The following is a 21,036-nucleotide window of genomic DNA, read 5'->3' on the forward strand; positions in this document are numbered from 1 at the left end:
CGGGCCCCGGCGCACGAGCGCCGGGGCCCTTCTCGTTCCAGGTCCACCCGATCAGGCGACGCCCAGGTAGGCCTCCTTGATCGCGGAGTCCGCCAGCAGCTCGGTGCCGGTGCCGGTCTTGGTGATCCGGCCGGTCTCCAGCACGTATGCGCGGTGGGCGCGGGACAGCGCCTGCTGCGCGTTCTGCTCCACCAGCAGCACCGTGGTGCCCTGCTTGTTGATCTCCGTGACGATCCGGAAGATCTGCTGGATGAACTGCGGCGCGAGCCCCATCGAGGGCTCGTCGAGCAGCAGCAGACGCGGCTTGGCCATCAGCGCCCGGCCCATGGCCAGCATCTGCTGCTCACCGCCGGACAGCGTGCCGCCGGCCTGGTTGCGCCGCTCCGCAAGGCGCGGGAACAGGTCGAACACGCGGTCCAGGTCGGGCTGCAGGTTCTTCCGGTCCTTGCGCGCGTAGGCGCCCATGTCCAGGTTCTCCGCGACCGTCATCCCCGGGAACACCCCGCGCCCCTCGGGCACCTGCGAGATGCCGCGGACGACCCGCAGGTCGGCGCGCAGCTTCGTGATGTCCTCGCCGGCGAAGGTGATCCGGCCCGCCGACAGCGGGCGGATGCCGGAGATGGCGCGCATCGTGGTGCTCTTGCCCGCGCCGTTCGCGCCGATGAGGGCGACGACCTCGCCCTCGTCGACCCGCAGCGTCAGCTCCGAGACCGCCTGGATCCGTCCGTAGTGGACGGAGACCCCGTCAAGCTCAAGCAGCGTCATCGTCAGGCACTCCCAGGTAGGCGGCGATCACAGCGGGGTTCTCCCTGATCTCGGCCGGCAGTCCTTCGGCGATCTTCTTGCCGAACTCCAGAACGACTATCCGGTCGGTCACGCCCATGACGAGCTTCATGTCGTGCTCGATGAGCAGGACGGTGTAGCCGTCGTCGCGGATCTTCCGGATCAGCCCCATGAGCTCTTCCTTCTCCGCCGGGTTGAACCCGGCGGCAGGCTCGTCGAGGCACAGCAGCTTCGGCTCGGTGGCCATCGCCCGCGCGATCTCCAGGCGGCGCTGATAGCCGTACGGGAGGTTCTTGGCCTTGTCCGCGGCCCGGTCGGCGATGCCGACGAACTCCAGCAGCGCCATGGCCCGCTCCACCGCGGTCTTCTCCTCCTGGTGGTGCCGCGGGAGCCGCAGCAACGCGCCGAGGACGCTGGTCTTGTGGCGGGCGTCGGTGCCGACCACCACGTTCTCCAGCGCGGTCATCTCGCCGAAGAGCCGGATGTTCTGGAAGGTGCGGGCGATGCCGCGCTGCGTGATCTGGTGGCGGGTGGCCTTGCCCAGCGGCTTGTCCTCCAGCAGCACCTGCCCCGACGTGGGCCGGTAGACCCCGGTCATCGCGTTGAAGCAGGTGGTCTTGCCGGCGCCGTTGGGCCCGATCAGGCCCAGGATCTCGCCGCGGCGGATGCCGAACGACACCGAGTCCAGCGCTGTCAGGCCGCCGAACTTCAGCGTCACGTCCCGCATCTCCAGCAGGGTCTCGCCGACCTCGACCTTGATGTCGCGGTCGACGGCGACCGCCTCGGCGACCTCGGCCTCGTGCTCGGCGAGCTCCTCCGGGGTCATCCGGGCGACCTCGGCGACCAGGCCGCCCTCGACCGGGGTCTCCTCGCTGGGGTGGCTCATCGGGGACCTCCCGTCGTGTCGGCGGCCAGCGCGCTCTCCCCGCTGATCTGCTCACCGCGGCCGAGCAGCCGCTGGTAGGCCTGCCGTCCGCGGGCCAGCAGGCGCTGGCGGGCGCCGAGCAGGCCCTGCGGGCGGAAGATCATCAGGATGATCAGCGCGATGCCGAAGATGAGGTAGTTGTACTCGGCCAGCTGCACGAACCGCAGCGGCAGGTACGCCACCACGGCCGCGCCCAGCAGCACGCCCACCTTGTTGCCCGCGCCGCCGAGCACCACCGCGGCCAGGAACAGCATCGAGGTGATGACGTCGAACGACTGGTTGTTCACGAACCCGAGCTTGCCCGCGTAGAGCGCGCCGGACAGGCCGCCGATCGCGGCGCCGATGACGAACGCCCAGATCTTGAACTTGAACACCGGGACGCCCATGATCTCGGCGACGTCCTCGTCCTCGCGGATCGACACCCAGGCGCGGCCGACCCGGCTGCGTTCCAGGTTCCCGACCAGCAGCAGGATCGCGATGATGATCGTGATCGTCAGCCAGTACCAGGCGGTGGCGTTGGCGAAGAACGGCGTGCCGTTCGCGTCGGTGCCGACCCGCTCGAAACCGGACTGGCCGCGCAGCGGGTCGACGTTGTCCGCCACCAGGCGGATGATCTCGCCGAACCCGAGCGTGACGATCGCCAGGTAGTCACCGCGCAACCGCAGGGTCGGCGCGCCGAGGATGATGCCGAAGATCATCGTGACGGCCATCGCCAGCGGCAGCGTCCACAGGTAGGGCAGCTTCGCCAGGCTGGAGTTCGGGCTGGTGAACAGCGCCGCGACGTAGGCGCCGACGGCGAAGAAGCCGACGTAGCCCAGGTCCAGCAGGCCTGCCTGGCCGACCACCACGTTGAGCCCGATCGCGACCAGCGCGTAGCGGGCCACGTCGAACATCGCGGTCGGGAAGTCGGTGCCGGTCGTCGCGATCAGCGGCGGGTTGAGCACCGGCAGGAAGTAGATCAGCACCACGACCGGGATGAGGATCGCCCACTGGGCCGGCCGGGACAGGTTGTTCCACTGCTCGCGGATGGAGCGGCGCTTCGGCGGCGCGCTCACGGTCTGGGTCGTCATACGCGTGCCTTCCCGAGGGACTCGCCGAGGATGCCGGTCGGACGGAACATCAGGACGACGATCAGCACGACGAACGCCACGATGTCCTTCCACTCGCCGCCGAACAGCGACTGGCCGTAGTTCTCCACGAGGCCGAGCAGGAGCCCGCCGAGCAGCGCGCCCCGCAGGTTGCCGATACCGCCGAGCACCGCGGCGGTGAACGCCTTGATGCCGAGCAGGAAGCCGCCGTTGTAGATGGCGCCCTGCGGGATCCGCATCATGTAGAACAGCGCGGCGGCGCCGGCGAGCAGCCCGCCGACGAGGAACGTGATGACGATGACCCGTTCCTTGTTGACGCCCATCAGCGTGGCGGTGTCCGGGTCCTGGGCGACCGCGCGGATGCCGCGGCCCAGGCGGGTCCGGTTGACGAAGTAGTCGGCCACGAACCACAGCACGACCGCCGCCACCACGAGGATGACGTGGATGTTGGTGACCGTGGCGCCGAAGATCCGGAACAGCGGTTCCGGCTGCAGCAGCCGGATCTGGGGCTGCTGGTTGAGGCCGAAGATCAGGCGCAGGGTCTGCTGGATGGCGAACGAGGCGCCGATCGCGGTGATCAGGAAGACCAGGCGCGGCGCGTTGCGCTTTCTCAGCGGCCGGTAGGCCACGCGTTCCAGCAGCACCGCGGTGCCGCCGGAGACGGCCATCGCGGCCAGGCAGGCGAGGCCGAGGAAGAGGATCAGCTCGACGATCGACAGGTCGGGCGTGGCGCCGGAGCGGAAACCGAGGCCGTAGAACGTCAGCCAGGTCGCGAACGCGCCGACGACGAAGACCTCGGAGTGCGCGAAGTTGATGAGCTTGAGAACGCCGTAGACGAGGGTGTAGCCCAGCGCCACCAGGGCGTAGATGCCGCCCTGCGCCAGGCCGTCCACGGTGTTGTTCCAGAACTGCTCCGCGAGGCCGGCCACGTCGAAGGAGATCCACGGCTCGGACTGCGCGAGGAATGGGGTCATCGCGGGGTACAAGGGTTCACTCTATTCCCGGGTATGGATCGGGCATGCACGCGACGGTCGGCCGCGTGCATGCCCGATAGGTCAGGTCGTTAGCTGATCTGGCCGTTGTTGACGATCTTTCCGTTCTCGACGCGGTAGCTCCACACCGGGGTGTCCGAGAGCTCGCCCTTGTCGTTCCACTTGAACTTCTTCGTCAGGCCCTGACCGTCGTAGTTCTTGACGAAGTTCAGCATCGCGGCGCGGTCCTTGATGCCGCTGTCGATGCCCTTGAGCAGGATGGTCGTGACGTCGTAACCCTCGGGCGAGTAGGTGCCCGGGTCGGCGCCCTCGACCGCCTTGAACGCGGCGGTGAAGTCGCGGAAGTTGTCCTCCGGGACGCACGGGCAGGTGAAGTAGGCGTTGGTCGCGCCGCCGCCGGCACCCTTGAGGAACTCGTTGTCCTTCACGCCGTCCGGGCCGACGAACTTGGCGGTGACGGCCTTGTCGTTCAGCTGCTGCGCGAACGGGCCGGCCTCGGGGTAGTAACCCGCGTAGAAGACGGCGTCCGGGTTCTCGGTGGCGATCTTGTTGACCACCGCGGAGAAGTCGGTCTGACCGGTCTTCACCTTGTCGGTGCAGGAGGCCTTCGAGCCGAGCGCCTGCTTGACGGCGTTGGCCAGGCCGATGCCGTACTCGGAGTCGTCCTCCACGACGCAGACCTTGTTGGCCTTGAGCGTCTCGGTGAGGAACTTGGCCGCGGCCGGGCCCTGCACGGAGTCGTTGCCCATGCCGCGGAAGAAGGTCTTCCAGCCGTTGTCGGCCAGCGCCGGGTTGGTCGCCGACGGGCTGATCGTGACCAGGCCGGCCTGGTTGAACAGGTTGCCCGCGGCCTTCGACTCACCCGAGAACGGCAGGCCGACGACGCCGAGGATGTCGGACTCGTTGATGACCTGCGTGACAATGCCCGGGGCCTTGTCCGGCTTGCCCTCGGTGTCGAACTGCTTCAAGGTGACCTGGCAGTTCGGGTTGGCCTCGTTGTGCTGCTTCACCGCGAGGTCGGCGCCGCGCAGGATGTTCTGGCCCAGCGCCGCGCTGTTGCCGTTGATGGTGCCCGCGTACGCGATCGAGACTCCCGAGCACACCGCCTTGCCGTCGCCGCGCGGGTTGGCCGCGTCGGCCGCCTGCGAAGGCGCCGCCGCCGAGCCGGTGGTGTCGCCCGACGTGCTCCCCTCATCACGCGCCGCGCACGCACCCAGCGCCAGCGTTGCTGCCGCCGCCAGCACGAGAACTCGCGTGAGTCGTGCTCCTGACACTCGTTCCTCCAACTATCCAGCCGGCCGCGGACTGCGGCCGTCCCGGGATGGGACCTATCGGGCGCTGAACGTAGCCGCCCGGTGAGGTCAAGCACAGCGGTACGCGCTGTCTTGTTTCCACATCGTGACGGGGGTCACTATAGTTCATGCATGATTTACACCCGGTTGCCGCATTGCAACAACCGGGTGATAACAACCAGTGACCTTTTGCTCAAATGAGCAGCGCCGTCACGCCCTCGTTGGAGTGATGTCGGAGCGTTTGACCTCCCACGCGATCGCGCGGGGTTACTTCTGACCGATGCTCTCGACGACCGCCTGGGCGACGGCCTTCATGGTCGTGCGCCGGTCCATGGCGGTGCGCTGGATCCACCGGAACGCGTCCGGCTCGGTCAGCCCCTGGTGGGTCATCAGCAGGCCCTTGGCCCTGTCGATGACCTTGCGGGTCTCCAGCCGGTCGGACAGGCTGGCGACCTCGGCCTCCAGCGCCTGCATCTCCGAGAACCGGCTGACGGCCAGCTCGATCGCGGGAACGAGGTCCCGCTTGTTGAACGGCTTGACCAGGTACGCCATCGTGCCCGCGTCGCGGGCGCGCTCGACCAGCTCGCGCTGGCTGAACGCGGTCAGGATGACCACGGGGGCGATGCGGTCGGTGGTGATCTGGGACGCCGCCTCGATGCCGTCCAGCTTGGGCATCTTGACGTCCAGGATCACCAGGTCGGGCTTGAGCTCGGCTGCCAGCTTGATGGCCTCTTCGCCGTCGCCCGCCTCGCCGACCACCTGGTATCCCTCTTCGCGCAACATCTCGACGAGGTCAAGCCGGATCAGTGCTTCGTCTTCGGCGACGAGCACCCGACGCTGCGGAGCGGTGGCCACACCGCTGGCCTCGGTAGCCTCTTCGGTCACCGGGGTCCTCCTGCGTGCTCGACGGAATGTGGAATGCGGCTAACCGCAGGACGAGCCTACCCGGAACGATCCAGTTGGTGGATGACGCGGACCACGTGGTGGGCATGGTGTTCACCACGTCGTGGCACGGCGTGTCGCGTTGATCGACTCCCCTGTGACCGGTCGTCACGCAGGGCTACCCCCACTGCCGGGGCGCCAGGTGGGGCGCGTAAAGTCTGGCTGCGCCGCCCCCGTAGCCCAACTGGCAGAGGCAACGGATTCAAAACCCGTCCAGTGTGAGTTCGAATCTCACCGGGGGCACTCACCAGATGCACACAGCCCCTGACCTGGGGATCCGCAGCATTCATCGCCAGCCTGCCGCGACATGCCGCTCGTTGCCGCGCCGAGGTTCCCTATCGCGGCCACGTTGTCGGCGGGCAGAACCACCTTCAGTGTTGCCTCGTCGGTCGCGTAGTGGACCTGGATAGTCAGTTGAGTGAGGTCGAACAGCCGGTCGAGCAGCTCGGCCGGCGCCCGGTGGAGGTTGAGGGCGAGGTGTGGCAGCGCGTCGAGGAGTTCGGCCTGGCTGGCGGTCGGCCGGTCCGGCTGGTCGCGCTCGATCTCGTCCAGGCCGTCAAGCGTGGCGAGGAGCGCTAGCCGTTCGGTCTCCAGGGTGTTGTAGCGCTGCCTGAGCCCCTGCACGAACGGGTCGGTGGGATCGGCCGATTCGGCCTGCCCGAGTACGTTGTCCTGCTTACGGGCGATATCGGCGAGCTTGCGGCGCAGCCGATGGCGCTGCTCTTCGCGGTCCCTGCTGGCGGCGTCGTCCGCAGTGTCGAGCGCGGCCAGGAACAACTCCCGACGGTTCGGCCCGAAGACCCGCTCGGCGAAGAACCGGCTGACCTCGGCCATGATCAGGTCTTCCCGCATGTACACGGTCGGCGGGTGGCCCTCGTGCTTGTCCGGACGGCCCCGGTTGTTGCCCGCCGGGTGGCAGCGGTAGTAGACGCCGCCCGGGCGGGTGTGGCCCATCATCCGGCGGCCGCAATCGCACAGCACGCGGCGGCGGAACCGGTAGGTCCGCTTCGCCCGCGGATCGTTCTTGAGGCCGGCCCCGTCGCGCGACCGTTCACGCAGACCCGGGGTCTCGTTGATCGCTTCCCACATCCACCTCGGGATCAGCGGCTCATGCACCGGTTCGGCCGACCACACCCACAACTCCGGCGGGTTGTGCCGGTTGCGCCCTCCCCGACTGCGCCGCGCCCGGCGGTTGTAGACCTGATACCCGGTGTACTTCGGATTGCGGAGGATGTCGCGGACGCTCGACTTCGACCAGGCGTTGCGCGCCCGCAAGCCACCCGGCGGCTCCGGCGGCGGATGCCGATCGAGATCCTGGTTCAGCCGCTCCGCGATCGTGTCCGTGCCCAGCTGTTCGTAGTAGCGCCACTTGGCGATCAACGTGACCGTCTCACCACGAACACCGTCCGGTTCGAGCCGAGATTTGGTCAGACCTTTCTCCGCTTTCGCCGCGTTCGGGTGGCGCAGTATTTTCGCGACATACCCGTGTGGCGGCTTGCCGATGTTGTAACCCTCCCGGATGTGGGTGCAGGTTCCACCCCAGGACAGTTCGAGCATGTTGAGCACTTCATACTCAGCGACCGACTGGTTGATCCGCCGCTGCAGGATCTGCTGAGCCCGGCCCCCGGTGAGCATGATCGGCTCGTTCGACGCGAACACCGGGACATCCGCGCGCTCGAGCTCCCGCTCCACCGACAACGTCTCATACATCTTCCGCGCGATCCGCGACATCGACTCACAGATCACGACATCGAACCGGCGACTGTCCTTCGGCGCTTCCCCGAGCAAGTCAGCGATGCCACCGTCCCGGGCGATAGGGATGTCGAACCGGTCGTACCCGGTGCCCCTCCCCCGCCGCTCCAACTCCATCCTCCCTGACTCGACGTCGTAGAAGTGACAGACGATTACCCACGAGTTGGGCAGCACCACCTTGCATCGCTCAAGCTGACGCAACAACGACTGACGCGGATCCTGATGCTCCTCGGTGGACGTCCGCCCCACCCAGGCGACCCGGACTTCATTCGCGTGCAACGACAACGGCAACCCGAACGGCGACAAAGCCAGATCGCTCAACCCCTTGGCCGCAGGCGACGGAGGGTTCGTCCCGGAGACACTCACAGCGCACGCTCCTCGTCCGCCGACGTGCGCACGCCCTCCCAAGTGGACCGATCCTGCAAGGCCCACAACAACAGATCACGCACGACCATCCCGATCTCACCCTTCAGCCAGTCACCCTCCACGCCCTCGATCAACCGCACGTCGAGCCGGAACCGCTTTGTGTCGGACACGAGCGGCTGCCGACGATGGGAATCACCAGCACCACGGGTCGTTGGCCGCCGCGCGTCGGTCCGCCCTTTAGGACGATTCACAGGAGGCACGACGACACCTTTCCCGATCCTGTCGCCACAAGGCACAGGCGTGATCGACGCCAACCGAATTCAGATCGAGGCACGCCTAGTGGAAACACGCGATTCGAATATCGTTCCGACACGACCATATCTACGCTCCGCCACTACGCCGACGTCAAGGACATTCGCCAGGCAGCGCCAGCCTTTCACGCGTATGGACCGGGAGCCCGACGTGACGATCGCGCCGACAAACCTGACGCCCTAAAGTCCGATCCAGGAACGCTGCAGGGGACAGCCGGGCAGGAAAAACCCTCTCCGCGGGTGACACCCAGGAGCGACGCGAACCGAACCGGCCGAACCCGATCGTGACCCCTTGACCCCAGAGTGGTCGGCGCAACGCGCTGACCTGCGAAAACAGAGAATCCCCTGTACAGGCGGGCGCGGTTCGAGCACGTTAAAGGCGGTTCAGGACAGCACGAGAATGCACCCCGCTCCAGATTGGCTCCTGCTGTGCTGGCCCTACCGCTCCGAGCCCACAGGACGTAGGGTCCCCAGGCCGCCGGTGTGGCGGGCGGGGTCACTTGATCTGCAGTCCGGCACGAATGTGGTTCCGCAGATGCCGCTCGGCGAAGCTGCTCGTCACCGTGCCCACCACGGAGCCAGCCGCCGGAGGTGGGCGCGTACGGCGTCGATGTAGATCGTTTCGTGCTTCGTCAGCTCCGTGAGGTCGACGAGAGACGGCGGGATGTTCATCGCGCTGTCGGTGTTGCTCGCTGGTGCGTTCCACGCTTCGTGCATGGCCGTTCCGGCGGTCGCGCGAACCTGCTTGACCAGCTCCGCGAATGCTTTGCCGACTTGTTCAGACTCGATGACTGTCCAGACCACGTGGTACACAAGGTCTGCCTGCACTGAACGGAGTGCTTCGGACAGCCGGACCCGTTCCTCGCCGGGTGCGTCGACGCGGCGGCGCCGGATGGCGTACGGGAATTCCTTATAGGCTTGGTACGTCGCAAAGGCTTCAGCGAACGCCGACCGGAGCCTGTTGCGTTCCTCCTCACGGGTCTTCCTGCGCGCGAGCCAGATCGTGATCACCGCAGTGACCAGAGCCGCGAGGAACGCGCCAGACAAGACCGCGGCTACCGCGACGCTGGTGCCGCCGACAGCGGTCGTTCCGCCGCTCTGGGCGGTCAGGGTGGTGGTGGGGACACGGATGGTGCTCATCACCGCATGATTGTCCGTCATGCGGCCTCTGCGTCGACGTCGTGAGTTCTGGGGATGGGCAGGTGCGCGGCTTCTTCGTCGGGCCATTCGCCAGTGCGCTGCCACCATTCCTCGCGCAGGAGGTGGGCGAGGATGTGCCCGAGGAGCGCGACCAGCCCGTCCCGGCGGGTCCAGCGTTGCTCCGCTGGGTCACCCGGGCACCACATGCACAGGGACCCGTCGGAATATCGATGTGGGGAGTCCGACTGCGGGTCCGTGTAGACGTGTGGGACGTCGGGTGCTCCGCGGCCGAACACCACCGTGACCGTCTGGGTTGGTAGGTCGGGCACGTCCAGGCGGATGGCGACGGCGAAACCGCCGCGATGTCTGCGCAGCCCTTAACTTCTCCGGGTTGCCAGCATCTTAACGCTCGATCAGAAAGACCAGGCCCTCTACTTCGGCAAGTATCTCGCGGATCGAATCTGGCCGCTCGGTGCCATTGACCTCCAATATAACATCGAAGTTCTCGTACGCTGGCTCAAGCAACTCGCCATCTTCGTCGCGCCAATTTTTCTCGAGAACAAAATGCTCACCGCGAAGCTGACCAGCTCGGTAATAGTCGCCACCATGATAGTCGCTACGACGGGGCTCAAAATCTACATTTAGCACCTCCCGCAACGTAGAACACAGGTCATTGATACTGACAGTCGAACTTCCATACAACAGATAGGAAGGAGTGGTCACGGGACAATTATACTCGGAGCTCTCCCGAGCGCCACATCACTAGAGGTGTAGATCATGAAGTTGACATCACGTCCCGCCAGCTCACTGAGATCTGCGCGTAAGTTAGTCAATCCCAAAGCGGCCAGATCGTGAGCGCGAAGCGGACCCGTACGCGTCTTCTTTCCTCGCAAACCAATTCCTGCAGCCTGCGCTGCCGCAAAGATTGCCGGTCCGGCAAGTGCAATATCGAAATCACTCGTCCTGCCAACGTCGAATGGTTCTCCGGTTTTGTAGCTCTTGCCAGTAACAGCGCTACCCTGGAACGCTGCAAAAGTACCTTCGAAACCCGCAGCTCCCAAGCCTTCGTGAAGAAGTGCGGCGAATGCTTCGAACTCGTCTCGACTATTGAAGCCATGCGGGTACCCCTTGTGAGGCGCAGCTTCGCCCGCATCGCACGTCCAGATGAGCCTCGACCGGCCATTCGGCAGCGACTTGCCTCCGACGACGCAAGCATCGTCGAGGATTACGTAGATAGGCTCGCCCGTGGCTTGACCGATTGGTTGGCTTAGCGCGCCGTTGTCTGTCGGTTCGAAGGGGTCGTCGCCGCCGTTGACGTTGGTCGGGTCGAGGATGCCGAGGTCGATGCTGGGGAGCACCGCGTCGAGCAGGTCCTGGACGCTCTGCGCAATGGTGGGCGTCGTGACTGGCCGGTCGTGCCAGGTTCGGGCGTCCTGCTCGACGCGACGTTGACGAGCAGCCTCCCTGGCCGCCGCGGCAGCAGCGGCGGCTGCCGCGGCCGCAGCGGCGTTGCTGGGATTGCCGGGGTTGCCAGGTTTGTTCGGCAGCTTTCCGGGCGGGCGATTTGGGGTCCTACCACCTAGGCCACAGACGAACGAGCAGATATTGGACCAGCTGACAGTGGGACTACCACCACCCGGCAATGGCACTTTTTTCTTGAATTTTCCGTAAAATCCTGGGTGATAGTAGGAATGTGTTTCCGTAAGCTGGCTGGCAAGCTGGCTAATACCCCACAACGCGATTCCCCACGGGCCGCCACGCCCAGGCTGGGACGATCTGCGATAATTGTCGACGTCGCGCTGGATTTGCTCGTAGGTGAGACCTCCGGGCGGAGGTGCCGGCAGTGTGTTTACGCCATTTCCGGTGACGTCGCGATTGGTTAGTGGGTTGTTCGCGGCGTACGCGTAGCGGTTGGCGTTGAGCTCGTCGCGTGGGTCCAGTGCGGCAGTATCGCGCGAGATAAACCCGCCAGCGCTGGCGTCGTACCAGCGGGCACCCATGTTGGTGTTGCCAGTGACCGGGTCGGTGTATTGGTGCTGGTACCCGAGGGCGGTTTGAGTGCCGTTGGTGTTGGTGACCTCGCCAAAGGGGCTGTAGCTACGCGACCCAGTGACCGCGCTGGTAGCAGGGTTGATGAGCGCGGTCAGGTCGGTGTGCAGGTCGGTCAGCGCCAGTGAGGCAGTGTTGCCCTGCTTGGTGCCGAGGAGGTCGCCGCCTGGTGTGTGGGTGTAGCTGCTGGTGCCGTCGTTGGTGATGTTCTGGCTAGTGCCGGCATAGCTGAGGGTGGTGGTGCCGGTGGTGATGAGTCGGTTGAGGGCGTCGTAGGTGTTGGTGGTGGTGCCGTCGGTGGTGAGTTCGTCGTAGGCGTTGAAGGCCAGTTGGGTAGTGACGCCGCCGGTGGTGCGGGTGTTGAGGGTGCCGCGGGCGGTGTAGGTGTAGCTGGTGTTGCCCTTGGTTTGGAGTTGGTTGCGTTCGTTGTAGGTGGCGGTGTCGGGGCCGTCGCGGGTGAGGTTTCCAGCGCCGTCCCAGCCGTAGTCGGTGGTGGTGCCACCGGTGGTCCAGGAGGTGAGGCGGCCGGCGTCGTCGTAGCCGTAGGTGTTGGTGGCCGCGCCGGCGGTGCCGGTGGTGGTCTTGGTGGTGAGGTGGTCTTCGAGGTCGTAGCCGTAGCTCACCGACGCGGTCACGGTGCCGCCCGGGGCGGTGATGGTGTCGCTGGTGAGGCGGCCGAGGGGGTCGTAGGTGAAGCCGCGGGTGGCGTTGCCCGTGCCGTAGCCGATGCTGGTGAGCTGGTCGGCGTTGTCGTAGCCGTAGCTGGCGATCGCGCCGGTGAGCGGATCGGCAGCGGTGGCCAGGCGCCCGGCGGTGTCGTAGCCGTAGCTGGTGACCCCGGCGGTGCTGGTGGCGGTGACCAGCCGGTTGTCGTCGTCGTAGGTGGCGCTGGAGTCGCCGGACGGGCCGGTGGCCGAGACGAGGTTGCCGCGGTCGTCGTAGGTGTAGGTGTTGGTGCCGCCCGGCGCGGACACGGTGCGCAGGTCACCGCGGGCGGTGTAAGTGAAGGTGCGGTCCGGAGTGGCGACGGCCGCGCCTGTGCCGGTCTGCTTGGTGATGTTGCCGAGCGCGTCGTAGTTGTTGGCGATCACCACCCCGCCGGGCTTGGCCAGGCTGGCGAGCTGCCCGTTGCGGTCGTAGCTGGCGGTGTAGGTGCGGTCAGCGACGTTGGGATGCTGGGCGGTGGCCGGTTCGATGGTCGATTCGGCCAGGTTCCACGGGGTGACGGTGTAGACCGTGGTGTGGTTGTTGCCGTCGGTGGAGCGGGTGATGTTGCCGGCGGCGTCGTAGCCGTACCTGGTGGTGATCGACTCGGTGGCCGAGACCGGGCGGGTGACCGAGGTGAGCCGGTTGCCCGCGTCGAAGGTCTGGCTGGTGGTTTTGCCCAGGGCATCGGTGGTGCTGGTCTGGTTGCCCGCGTTGTCGTAGCCGAAGCCGCGGGTGCGCAGCACCGTCCCCGCGCTGTCGAGGTCGGCGGTGCTGGTGAGGCGGCCGGCCCAGTCGTAGCTGGCGGTGGTCTTCTCCCCCAGCGGGTTGGTGACCGAGGTGATGGCCCCGGCGCCGTTGTAGGTGCTGGTGGTGGTCTTCCCGGCACCGGACACGACGGTGAGCTGGTTACCCAGGTCGTCCCAGGTGGCCTTGGTGGTCACACCACTGGGTGTGGTGACCGAGGTCGGGTTGCCGAGGGTGTCGTAGGTGTAGTGGGTGGTCAGGTTCCGGGTCGGGGCGGGGGTGCGTTCAACGACGGTGCTGGTGATCTGGTTGCCGAGCTTGTCGTAGGTGGCGAAGGTCTGCGCCCCGGTCGGGTCGCTGGCGGAGAGTTGTTCGCCGAGCGGGTCGAACGTGGCGATCCAGGTGCCACCGGCCTGGCCGTAGAGGGCGGGCGGGTCGGTTTTGCGGCGCTGGTTGCCCAGTTCGTCGTAGCCGTAGGTGGTGGTGTTGCCGCGGCCGTCGGTGGTCGAGGTGACCCGGCCGGCGAGGTCGTAGCCGATCGACCGGGTCGCGATGATCGGCTCGGTCGCGCCCGGCGGCGTGTACGGCGGCAGAGTGGTGGCAGTGGGCCGCCCGGCGAGGTCGTAGTCGGTGTGGGTGACGTTGCCGTTGGGGTCCCGGACGTCGACGACTTCGCCGAAGGTGTTGTAGCCGGTGGTGGTGACCGGGGCGACGGTGGTGGCCGGTTGCCCGCCGGTTTCCACCGGCACCGGGGGTGCGGTAGTGGTGACGGGGCGGTCGTATTCGTCGTAGGTAGTGCTGGTGGTGTAGGCGGCGGGGTCGCCGCCGGGCACCGTGCCGCGCGGGTCGACGGTGGAGGTGATGTTGCCGCGCGGGTCGAGGGTGATCCAGGTGGTCAGGGATTCGGTGGGGCTGGTGGCCACGGCGCGGCCGGTTTCGCGGCCGAAGTTGTCGTAGCCGTGGGTGATGTCGGCGACGGTGCTGCCGTCGGCGTTGCGGTGGATCTCCCGCGTCGGATTGCCCAGCGCGTCCAGCGCGAAAGCGCTGGAGCGCAGGATGGTGGTGCCGTCGCGGTCGGTGGTGCCCACCACGAGCCCGGCGCGGTCGTAGTCGGTGGTGGTGGAGTAGCGGCCCTCGGCTTTGCTCGCGACGGCGACCTGTCCGGTGCCGGTGTAGGTGTAGCTGGCGAGCTGCACGTCGCGGGTCTGGCCGGTGGCTGGGTCGGTGTAGCCGAGCAGCGTTTCGGTGGCGAGGGTGTTGTCGTCGTAGTAGGTGTAGGCGCGGGTTCGGCCCATCGCGTCCGTCACGCTGGCGAGGCGGCCTGCGGGGTCGTAGGCGCGGGACTCGAGCACCACGTCGCGGGCGGCACCGCCGTCGCCGGTGAAGCCCTTCACGGTGCGGGTGGCGAGCTGGTGACGGGCGTCGGTGTAGGTCGCGGTGAATTCCACCCCGACCGGGCTCACGGTGCGCACGACGGCGCCGAAGGCGTCGTAGTTCGTCGTGGTCACGCCGCCGGCGGGGTCGGTGACGGTTTCGACGCGGGCGTAGGCGTCGTAGGTGTAGCTGGTGGTGCGGGCCGAGTCGTGGCCGGCCATGTCGTCGACCGTGGTCGAATCGAGGGTGCCGTCGGGGTTGTAGACCCAGGTGGTGCGGCGCTGGTGCGTGGTGCCGGTGACGGCGTTGGTGGTTTCCGGGTCGATCTGCCCGACGAGGCGGTTGAGGTTGTCGTAGCCGTAGATGGTGACGTCTTCGGTGGTCCCGCCGGCGACGCTGACCTTCTTCACGGTCTGGCGGCCGAGGTCGTCGTAGCCGTAGTTGGTGACTGCGCCGGCCGAGTCGACGACCTGGGCGACGTCGCCGCCGGAGGTGTAGCCGTACCAGGTGATCCCGCCCGCCGGGTTGGTGGTCGAGGCGAGCAGACCTGGCGGGGTGATGCCGCCGCCGATGGCGTCTTCGGTGCCGTCGGTGTAGGTGTTGCTGGTGACGCGGGTGGCGCCGTCGTTCGTGGGCGGCTGCGTGACTGTGGCGACCTCACCGGTGGGGGTGTAGGTGTAGCTGGTGAGGAAGCGGTTGTCGGCCGCGGAGTCGGAGCGGGCGTCGCGGTCCTCGGTCACCTTGTCGTTGCGCGGATCCAGCGGATCGGTGGTGTTGAGGTAGTAGGAGCGGTAGGAGCTGTAGCAGTCGCTCGGCCCCGCCGCCCTGCACACCGTCCGCGACAGCACATTGCCACGTGCGTCGTTGGCCAGCGTGGTGGCGTGGCCGTTCTCGTCGATGACGCGGTTGAGGTAGCCGCCGGTGTCGTAGCCCAGGACCTTGGTGCCGCCGGTGGGTGTGGTGGTGGTGACCAGCCGGCCGCTGCGAGTCGGGTCGTAGGTGTAGGTGGTGATCTTGGCGGCGGGGTCGGTGGCCTGGATGGTGTAGGCGGCGACCTTGGCCGAGTAGTGCGTGCTGACGCTGGCCGAGTCCAGCGGCCGGTGGTAGAAGGCCACCTCGCCGATGGAGCCGCTGAAGTAGCTCCACGTCCCGGCGGGTTTGGCCGGCCAGTTCTGGTCGTTGACCGCGCCGGCGCCGATCAGGTCGTAGCGGTCGATGTTGTCGATGTCCCCGACCGCAGTACCGGCCGGGTTGCCGTCGAGGTAGAGGCGCTGGATGTCGCCGTCGCCGGAGAGCACGACGTGGTGCCACTTGCCGTCGTTGACAACCCCCGGGGTGACGATCCCCGCGACGTTGCCGTTCCAGAAGTGCCCGTACAGCTTGCCGTCCGTGCCCACGTACAGCACCGGCATCGCCCCGGACGGGTTCGCCGCGCCCGGCAGATTCGCCGCGCTGGTGGAATACAGCACGCCCGGGCTGGTGGTCTGGAACCACATCTCGATCGCCAGGCGGGTGCGGCCCTGGGCCTGGCGGTCAGGGAGCCGGACGTAGGAGCTGGTGCCGTTGAAGGCGTAGCCGCTGGAGCCGCGCATCACCGGGCTCGCCGCCGGCGCGGTGCTCGTCGAGGTGCCGGTGACGGTGGCCGGGTCGTTGACCGCGGTCGGGCTGTTGTTGGCGTCCTCCAGGCCCCACCACCCCACCGGGCCGGTGCCGCGCACCGCGTTGAGGTAGCTGGTCTTGGAGGTGGTGGCGGTCCAGTGGGACTGGACCTCGGCCGCGGGCAGGCTGCGCGAGTACAACGCGACCTGGGCCACGGCGCCAGGCAGGTAGCCCCAGTCATTCGCGGGTCGGGCGGGCCAGGTCATGGTGTTGACCGCGCCGGCGCCGACGAAGGCGTAGGGGTCGATGTTGGAGATCTCGCCGGCCAGCGTGCCGACCGGTTGCCCGTCCAGGTAGAGGGTCTGGGTGTTGTGGTCGCCGGTGAGGGTGACGTGGTGCCAGGCGCCGTTGTTCACCGGGTTCGGGGTGACGATGCCGGTGGTGGAGCCGTTCCAGAAGTGCCCGTACAGCTTGCCGTCCGTGCCCACATACAGCACCGGCATCGCGCCGCCCGGGTTGGCGGTGCCGGGGGTGTCGTTGCCCGTGGAGAACAGCACCCCGCCGGAGGTGGTGGTGGTGCGGAACAGCAGCTCGACCGAGATCTGGTTGGTGCCGTTCACCGCATCGTCCGGGAGCCGGATGTAGCTGCCGGTGCCATCCAGCCACTGGCTCTGGCTACCAGTGAACGGCCCCGGGGTGGTGCCGCCCCCGCTGCCCCGCACGTACGTCGCGCGCGACAGTGTCGGGTCACCGCCCACGGTGGTGCCGCTGGTCTCGCCCAGCCGCCAGTTCGCGTGCGGGTCCGAATCGACAACGCTGGTGGCGTAGCGGAAGCCGTCACCGTCCACAGTGGGCTTGGTGTAGCTGGTGGTGCCGCCGTTGGCGTTGGTGTATTCCGCGACCCGGTCGTTGGCGGCGTTGTAGGTCAGGTGAGCGGCGACGCTGCCGCCGGGACGGGTGATCGTGGTCAGCTGGTTGCTCGCCGCCCGCGCCGCGTAGTGCTCGGCCACCGTCGTCGCACCCAGCGGCTGGTGGTAGAGCGCGACCTCGGCAATGCTGCCGTTGAAGTAGTTCCACGTGCCGGCCGGTTTCGCCGGCCAATCGCGGGTGGACACCGCGCCCACGCCCACGAAGTTGTAGGGGTCGATGTTGGCCAGCTGCCCGGCCATCGAACCGACCGCAGCCCCGTCCAGGTACAGGGTCTGGGTGTTCTGCGCGCCGGAGAGCACGACGTGATGCCACGCACCGTCGGTCACCGTGTTCGGGGTAACGATGCCGTTGACGCTGCCGTTCCACAGATGCCCGTACAGCTTGCCGTCCGTGCCCACATACAGCACCGGCATCGATCCGCCCGGGTTGGCGGCACCGGGCTGGTCGTTGCCGGTGGAGAACAGGACTCCGCCGGCGGTGGTGGTCTTGAACCACAGCTCGATGCCGATGTAGTGCGAGTTACGCACCAGATCATCCGGCAGACGCGCGAAGCTCGAGGTGCCGTTGAACCCGGCCGCCGTGGTGGGGCTGCCCGCCAGCGGGCCGGCCTGTCCCCAGGCCACGTCGGTAGCGGTGGCGTCCGCGGTGCCCCAGAAACCAGGCTGGTCGCTCACCGCCGTCGTGCCGGTGGTTTCGGCCAGGCGCCAGTACCCGCGCGGGTTCGCGTCCATGGCGACCGTGCGATAGTGCGAGCCGGTCGTGTAGTCGTAGGTGGTGCAGGCCTGCAGCGGGTCGCACACCTGCGTCAACCGGTCACCGTCATAGACGTAAGACCAGGTCAGCTGCGGATCCGGATGCGTGGTCACCGACGTGACGTGCGCCCCGGTCCACACGAACGACAGGGACCGGCCGGAGGCGGCGTCGGTTGCCGTCGCCAGCTTCCCGGCCCCGTCGTAGGTCAGCGTCTGGGCGCGGCCGGCCGCGTCCTTCATCGAGGTCAGCTTGCCGCTGGCGTCGAAGGTGTACTGGCTGCCGTCCTTCGTCCGCAGCGTCCACCCCCCACCCGTAACCGCGAGCAGTGTGGCGAACTGGCCCGGTGGCGCCGCGTAACTGCCGTCCGGGTTCTTCCCGAACCGTGACTGCTGACCGTTCATCCACGTCAGCACCACATTGCCGCTGCCATCCGTATCCGGATCCAACCGGGTGTCCCAGCGGGAGGCCCAGCCCTCACCGAACGCGCCGTCCTTACGCGGGTCGAGACTGTTGTAGGTGCGCACCACCGACAGTGCGGGCCCCACTGCGGCGACCGAGGCATCTGTCACCGGTGTGGTGAAGTTCGCGACCCCCGGATCCACCCCGCCACCGTCCACAGACGACAAGTGGCTGGTGATCGCCGGCTGCGGCACTCGGGTCGACAGGTAGGAACCGCCGCTCCACAAGCTTTCCGTCTGGCGGTCACCGACCTGGCCCTGCCAGATGTAGGTCTTCGACCACGTCATCCAGCCCGCCGGCACCGACCACACCGGAGAGTCGATCCACCCGCTGTCCTGGCAGTTGGTGGCGTTGTCCGCTTCGCAGATCTTGAAGTGGTAGTTCACACCCTGCCCGGGATAGACATCCCGGTCGTGCCCAGTCATCGCCAGCGTCGGCGTCAGCGTGGTCGAGTTGTAGTTACTCGGCGGAGCCATCGAATCGATGACCGGCGTCTGGTTGGCGATGGTGAATGTCACCGGGCCCGACATAGGGACGTTCTCCCAAGAGAACCGGCCGTATCCCACGTTGTCCATGTCCCACCGGAGTGTGTAACCACCGGGCGGCAACGATTTGATCTTCGCATTGAGCGTGACGGTCTGCCCCGGAGCGACGTCATAGGGCATCTTCGTCCACGCCGTCATCTCCGCCGGGAGCTCGTTGCCGTTGGCGTCCCACAACCGGTAACCCAGTGCATAGTTGTTGTTCGGACTCCACACGTCCCGGCCACCGTTGGTGACCGTCACGGCCATGGTGCCGTCGGTAGACGAGGTGACCACCGGGTCCATCGCCCCCACGCTGTAGGTAGCCCAGTAGGCCGTGAACGTGATTTCAAGGTAGGGCGCGTTCACAGTGGCAGCGGACGCAAACTTCTTCCAACCGTACGTGTCGGTCTCTGATGCCCGGACGGTAAGGCCATTGTTCGGCGCGCCGTGGGTCCAACCGTGAACCAAATCACGCCCGGCATTGCCGAGGTCGATGCCGACCCACGACGAGCCGCAGGTGCCCGGGTCGTAGCCGTGCGCGAAGGAGGCGTTGGCAATCTCCGCGCCGAACGCGGGACCCGGGTAGGTCTTGTTGCCGCCGACCGACCAGCCCGCGGTGACCGGGTGGATGGTGACCGGCCGGGCCTGGCAGGAGTAGGCGTAGGTCTCAAACATCCACAGCTTCGCGCCCAGGACGTAGTTGCCCGCCAGCTCCGAGGACACCGAGTCGAACTTCAAGTAGGCCGCGGCCTTGTTCGCCCCGCCGTTGTAGGTGCCCACGCTGAGGTTCGGATCACCGGAGTAGTCGGCGTTGTAGGGCGACTGGACGTAGGTCGTGCCGTTGCTGTTCTTCACCACCGTCGGGTCGACCTTCACCGGGAACACCCGGGCCGGATCGGTCAGCCACGCGGCATCCACGCTCACCCGCAGCACCGGCTGCACCGGATCACCGATCAGGGCGTAGGTGACACCGGTGGAGCGGGCCCCTTCCCCGGACAACGGGTTGATCGCCGAGTCCTCCATGAACCCGGGCGGGATGATCGCCTCCACCACGCCGGCCGCGTCGGTGAGCAGCACCGCGCCGTTGGCGTCCAAGCTGGCGGTCAGGCCGGTCAGCTGCAGCGGAAAGTCCCAGGTGGTGGGGGCGTCCTTGGACTTGAGGACGATCGTCTCCTTCGCGCCGGAAGGGATCGCCTCCAGCAGCAGGTCGGAGTTCGGCCGGACGTTGGGATAGGTCGCTGACTCGCCCTCAACCTGGGCACCCGCCGAGGTGGCCTGCGCCAGCCCGTAGGCAACCCTCCGCCCAGCGCCGAGATCGACCGACACCAACTCGGGATCGTTGGCCTTCGTCGCGAACCGCTTCGCGTTCGAATCCGCCCGGGTACGCAGGTCCGCGCCGTCCGGCACCAGCGTCGTGTCGATCTTGTCCCACGACCCATCCGGCTTCTGAAAGAACGTGCGGTTCTGGTACTTCCGCATCGTCATCGTGCCGTCCGCGTTGCGGAACACCTGCCGGTCCGCCGACCGCTTGCTCACGTCTTCGCGGCTGGTCGCGGCGTCGAAGCCCTCAGCCGGTACGCGAGGCTCGGGGCCTCCGACGTGCACGGTGGTGCGGCCGACCTCAGCATCGCTCAGGCCCGGGGAGGGGAACCGTTCGTCTGGCGCGAGGCCTGCAGCAGGTTTCGCGTTGTGCCCGCCAGCGCCCGTGATCGCGCTGGTTGCCTCAGCCGGGGCGTCGTGGCTGCGGCCGTCTGCTGTGCCCCATTCCTGCTGGGGGATGCTGCCGCTCGCTGCCAAGGCCGCCGGGGTGCCCGGCAACACGGAGACCAAGCCTGCGGTGAGGACCACAACCATGATCCAGATCAGGCACCGATGACCCCACAGCACCGCAGCGCGCACCATCTCGTACACCCCTCACGCAGCCCAGAGCCACGGCAAACTGATTGCCAGGAAATAGGCGGAAACACCAACATGGCCGTTTCGAACAGCGGTCGCCACGTAACTCTCGCGACGTCCGCCTCAAGCAGGCCCACGGACGATATATGGCGCACCCTTGCCAACGTTTCACCCGAGACCGAACCGTGATCAACGCACGGGCAGGCGGCATCGAACCGCCCTGGACGGTCGCTTACCGACAGTGCCACCTCAGTGTGATCTACTCCACCGGATCACCACTGGAAGTAGGACATTCGAGTGAGACCGCGAACACGATTGCTCACAACCAGCGCCGTGCCGCCCGGAACAACCCGAACGACTGGGCCAACTTCGCGATTCCATCGCAGCGCGACGTCCTACGGTCTGGAAC

The 21,036-nt window shown here is 67.2% G+C and carries 11 protein-coding genes and 1 tRNA gene; 1 reads left to right on the plus strand and 11 read right to left on the minus strand.

Annotated features, from left to right (window positions below; all coding sequences use genetic code 11):
* Positions 1-51 precede the first annotated feature (51 nt).
* The 6 genes from ABZ193_RS07415 to ABZ193_RS07440 form a co-directional block, all read right to left on the minus strand.
* The gene (locus tag ABZ193_RS07415) at positions 52-759 is read right to left on the minus strand and encodes an ABC transporter ATP-binding protein (protein ID WP_323807007.1); all 708 of its coding nucleotides are present in this window, start codon (positions 757-759) and stop codon (positions 52-54) included.
* Positions 752-1,669 (minus strand): ABC transporter ATP-binding protein, encoded by a 918-nt coding sequence (locus tag ABZ193_RS07420; protein WP_020418515.1) that lies wholly within the window; start codon positions 1,667-1,669, stop codon positions 752-754. The genes ABZ193_RS07415 and ABZ193_RS07420 overlap by 8 nt, the downstream gene beginning before the upstream one ends.
* Positions 1,666-2,778 (minus strand): branched-chain amino acid ABC transporter permease, encoded by a 1,113-nt coding sequence (locus ABZ193_RS07425; protein WP_020418516.1) that lies wholly within the window; start codon positions 2,776-2,778, stop codon positions 1,666-1,668. Before ABZ193_RS07425 ends, ABZ193_RS07420 begins: the two co-directional genes overlap by 4 nt.
* Positions 2,775-3,770: a branched-chain amino acid ABC transporter permease gene (locus tag ABZ193_RS07430; protein WP_020418517.1), complete on the minus strand. Its 996-nt coding sequence runs from the start codon at positions 3,768-3,770 to the stop codon at positions 2,775-2,777. Before ABZ193_RS07430 ends, ABZ193_RS07425 begins: the two co-directional genes overlap by 4 nt.
* 89 nt (positions 3,771-3,859) lie before the next feature.
* Positions 3,860-5,032: a branched-chain amino acid ABC transporter substrate-binding protein gene (locus ABZ193_RS07435; protein WP_020418518.1), complete on the minus strand. Its 1,173-nt coding sequence runs from the start codon at positions 5,030-5,032 to the stop codon at positions 3,860-3,862.
* Positions 5,033-5,347: 315 nt separating this feature from the next.
* A complete protein-coding gene (locus ABZ193_RS07440; protein WP_017988040.1) occupies positions 5,348-5,965 on the minus strand; it encodes a response regulator in 618 nt (205 codons plus the stop codon).
* Between the two features lie 226 nt (positions 5,966-6,191).
* On the opposite strand from ABZ193_RS07440, the gene ABZ193_RS07445 reads away from it, so the two are divergent.
* Positions 6,192-6,265: transfer RNA gene (locus tag ABZ193_RS07445), tRNA-Leu, on the plus strand.
* Here ABZ193_RS07445 and ABZ193_RS07450 read toward each other — a convergent pair.
* The 5 genes from ABZ193_RS07450 to ABZ193_RS07470 form a co-directional block, all read right to left on the minus strand.
* A complete protein-coding gene (locus ABZ193_RS07450; protein ID WP_354709260.1) occupies positions 6,254-8,140 on the minus strand; it encodes a recombinase family protein in 1,887 nt (628 codons plus the stop codon). The two genes, ABZ193_RS07445 and ABZ193_RS07450, sit on opposite strands and share 12 nt — an antisense overlap.
* On the minus strand, positions 8,137-8,310 hold the full coding sequence (locus ABZ193_RS07455) for a hypothetical protein (protein WP_354709261.1): 174 nt from the start codon (positions 8,308-8,310) through the stop codon (positions 8,137-8,139). The genes ABZ193_RS07450 and ABZ193_RS07455 overlap by 4 nt, the downstream gene beginning before the upstream one ends.
* A 699-nt stretch (positions 8,311-9,009) precedes the next feature.
* Positions 9,010-9,594 (minus strand): hypothetical protein, encoded by a 585-nt coding sequence (locus ABZ193_RS07460; protein ID WP_354709262.1) that lies wholly within the window; start codon positions 9,592-9,594, stop codon positions 9,010-9,012.
* Between the two features lie 399 nt (positions 9,595-9,993).
* Positions 9,994-10,314: a hypothetical protein gene (locus ABZ193_RS07465; protein WP_354709263.1), complete on the minus strand. Its 321-nt coding sequence runs from the start codon at positions 10,312-10,314 to the stop codon at positions 9,994-9,996.
* On the minus strand, positions 10,311-20,633 hold the full coding sequence (locus tag ABZ193_RS07470; protein ID WP_354709286.1) for a LamG-like jellyroll fold domain-containing protein: 10,323 nt from the start codon (positions 20,631-20,633) through the stop codon (positions 10,311-10,313). The genes ABZ193_RS07465 and ABZ193_RS07470 overlap by 4 nt, the downstream gene beginning before the upstream one ends.
* Positions 20,634-21,036: the final 403 nt, after the last annotated feature.

The organism is Amycolatopsis sp. NPDC006125 (assembly GCF_040614195.1).
In the GTDB taxonomy this organism is placed as follows: domain Bacteria; phylum Actinomycetota; class Actinomycetes; order Mycobacteriales; family Pseudonocardiaceae; genus Amycolatopsis_E; species Amycolatopsis_E tucumanensis.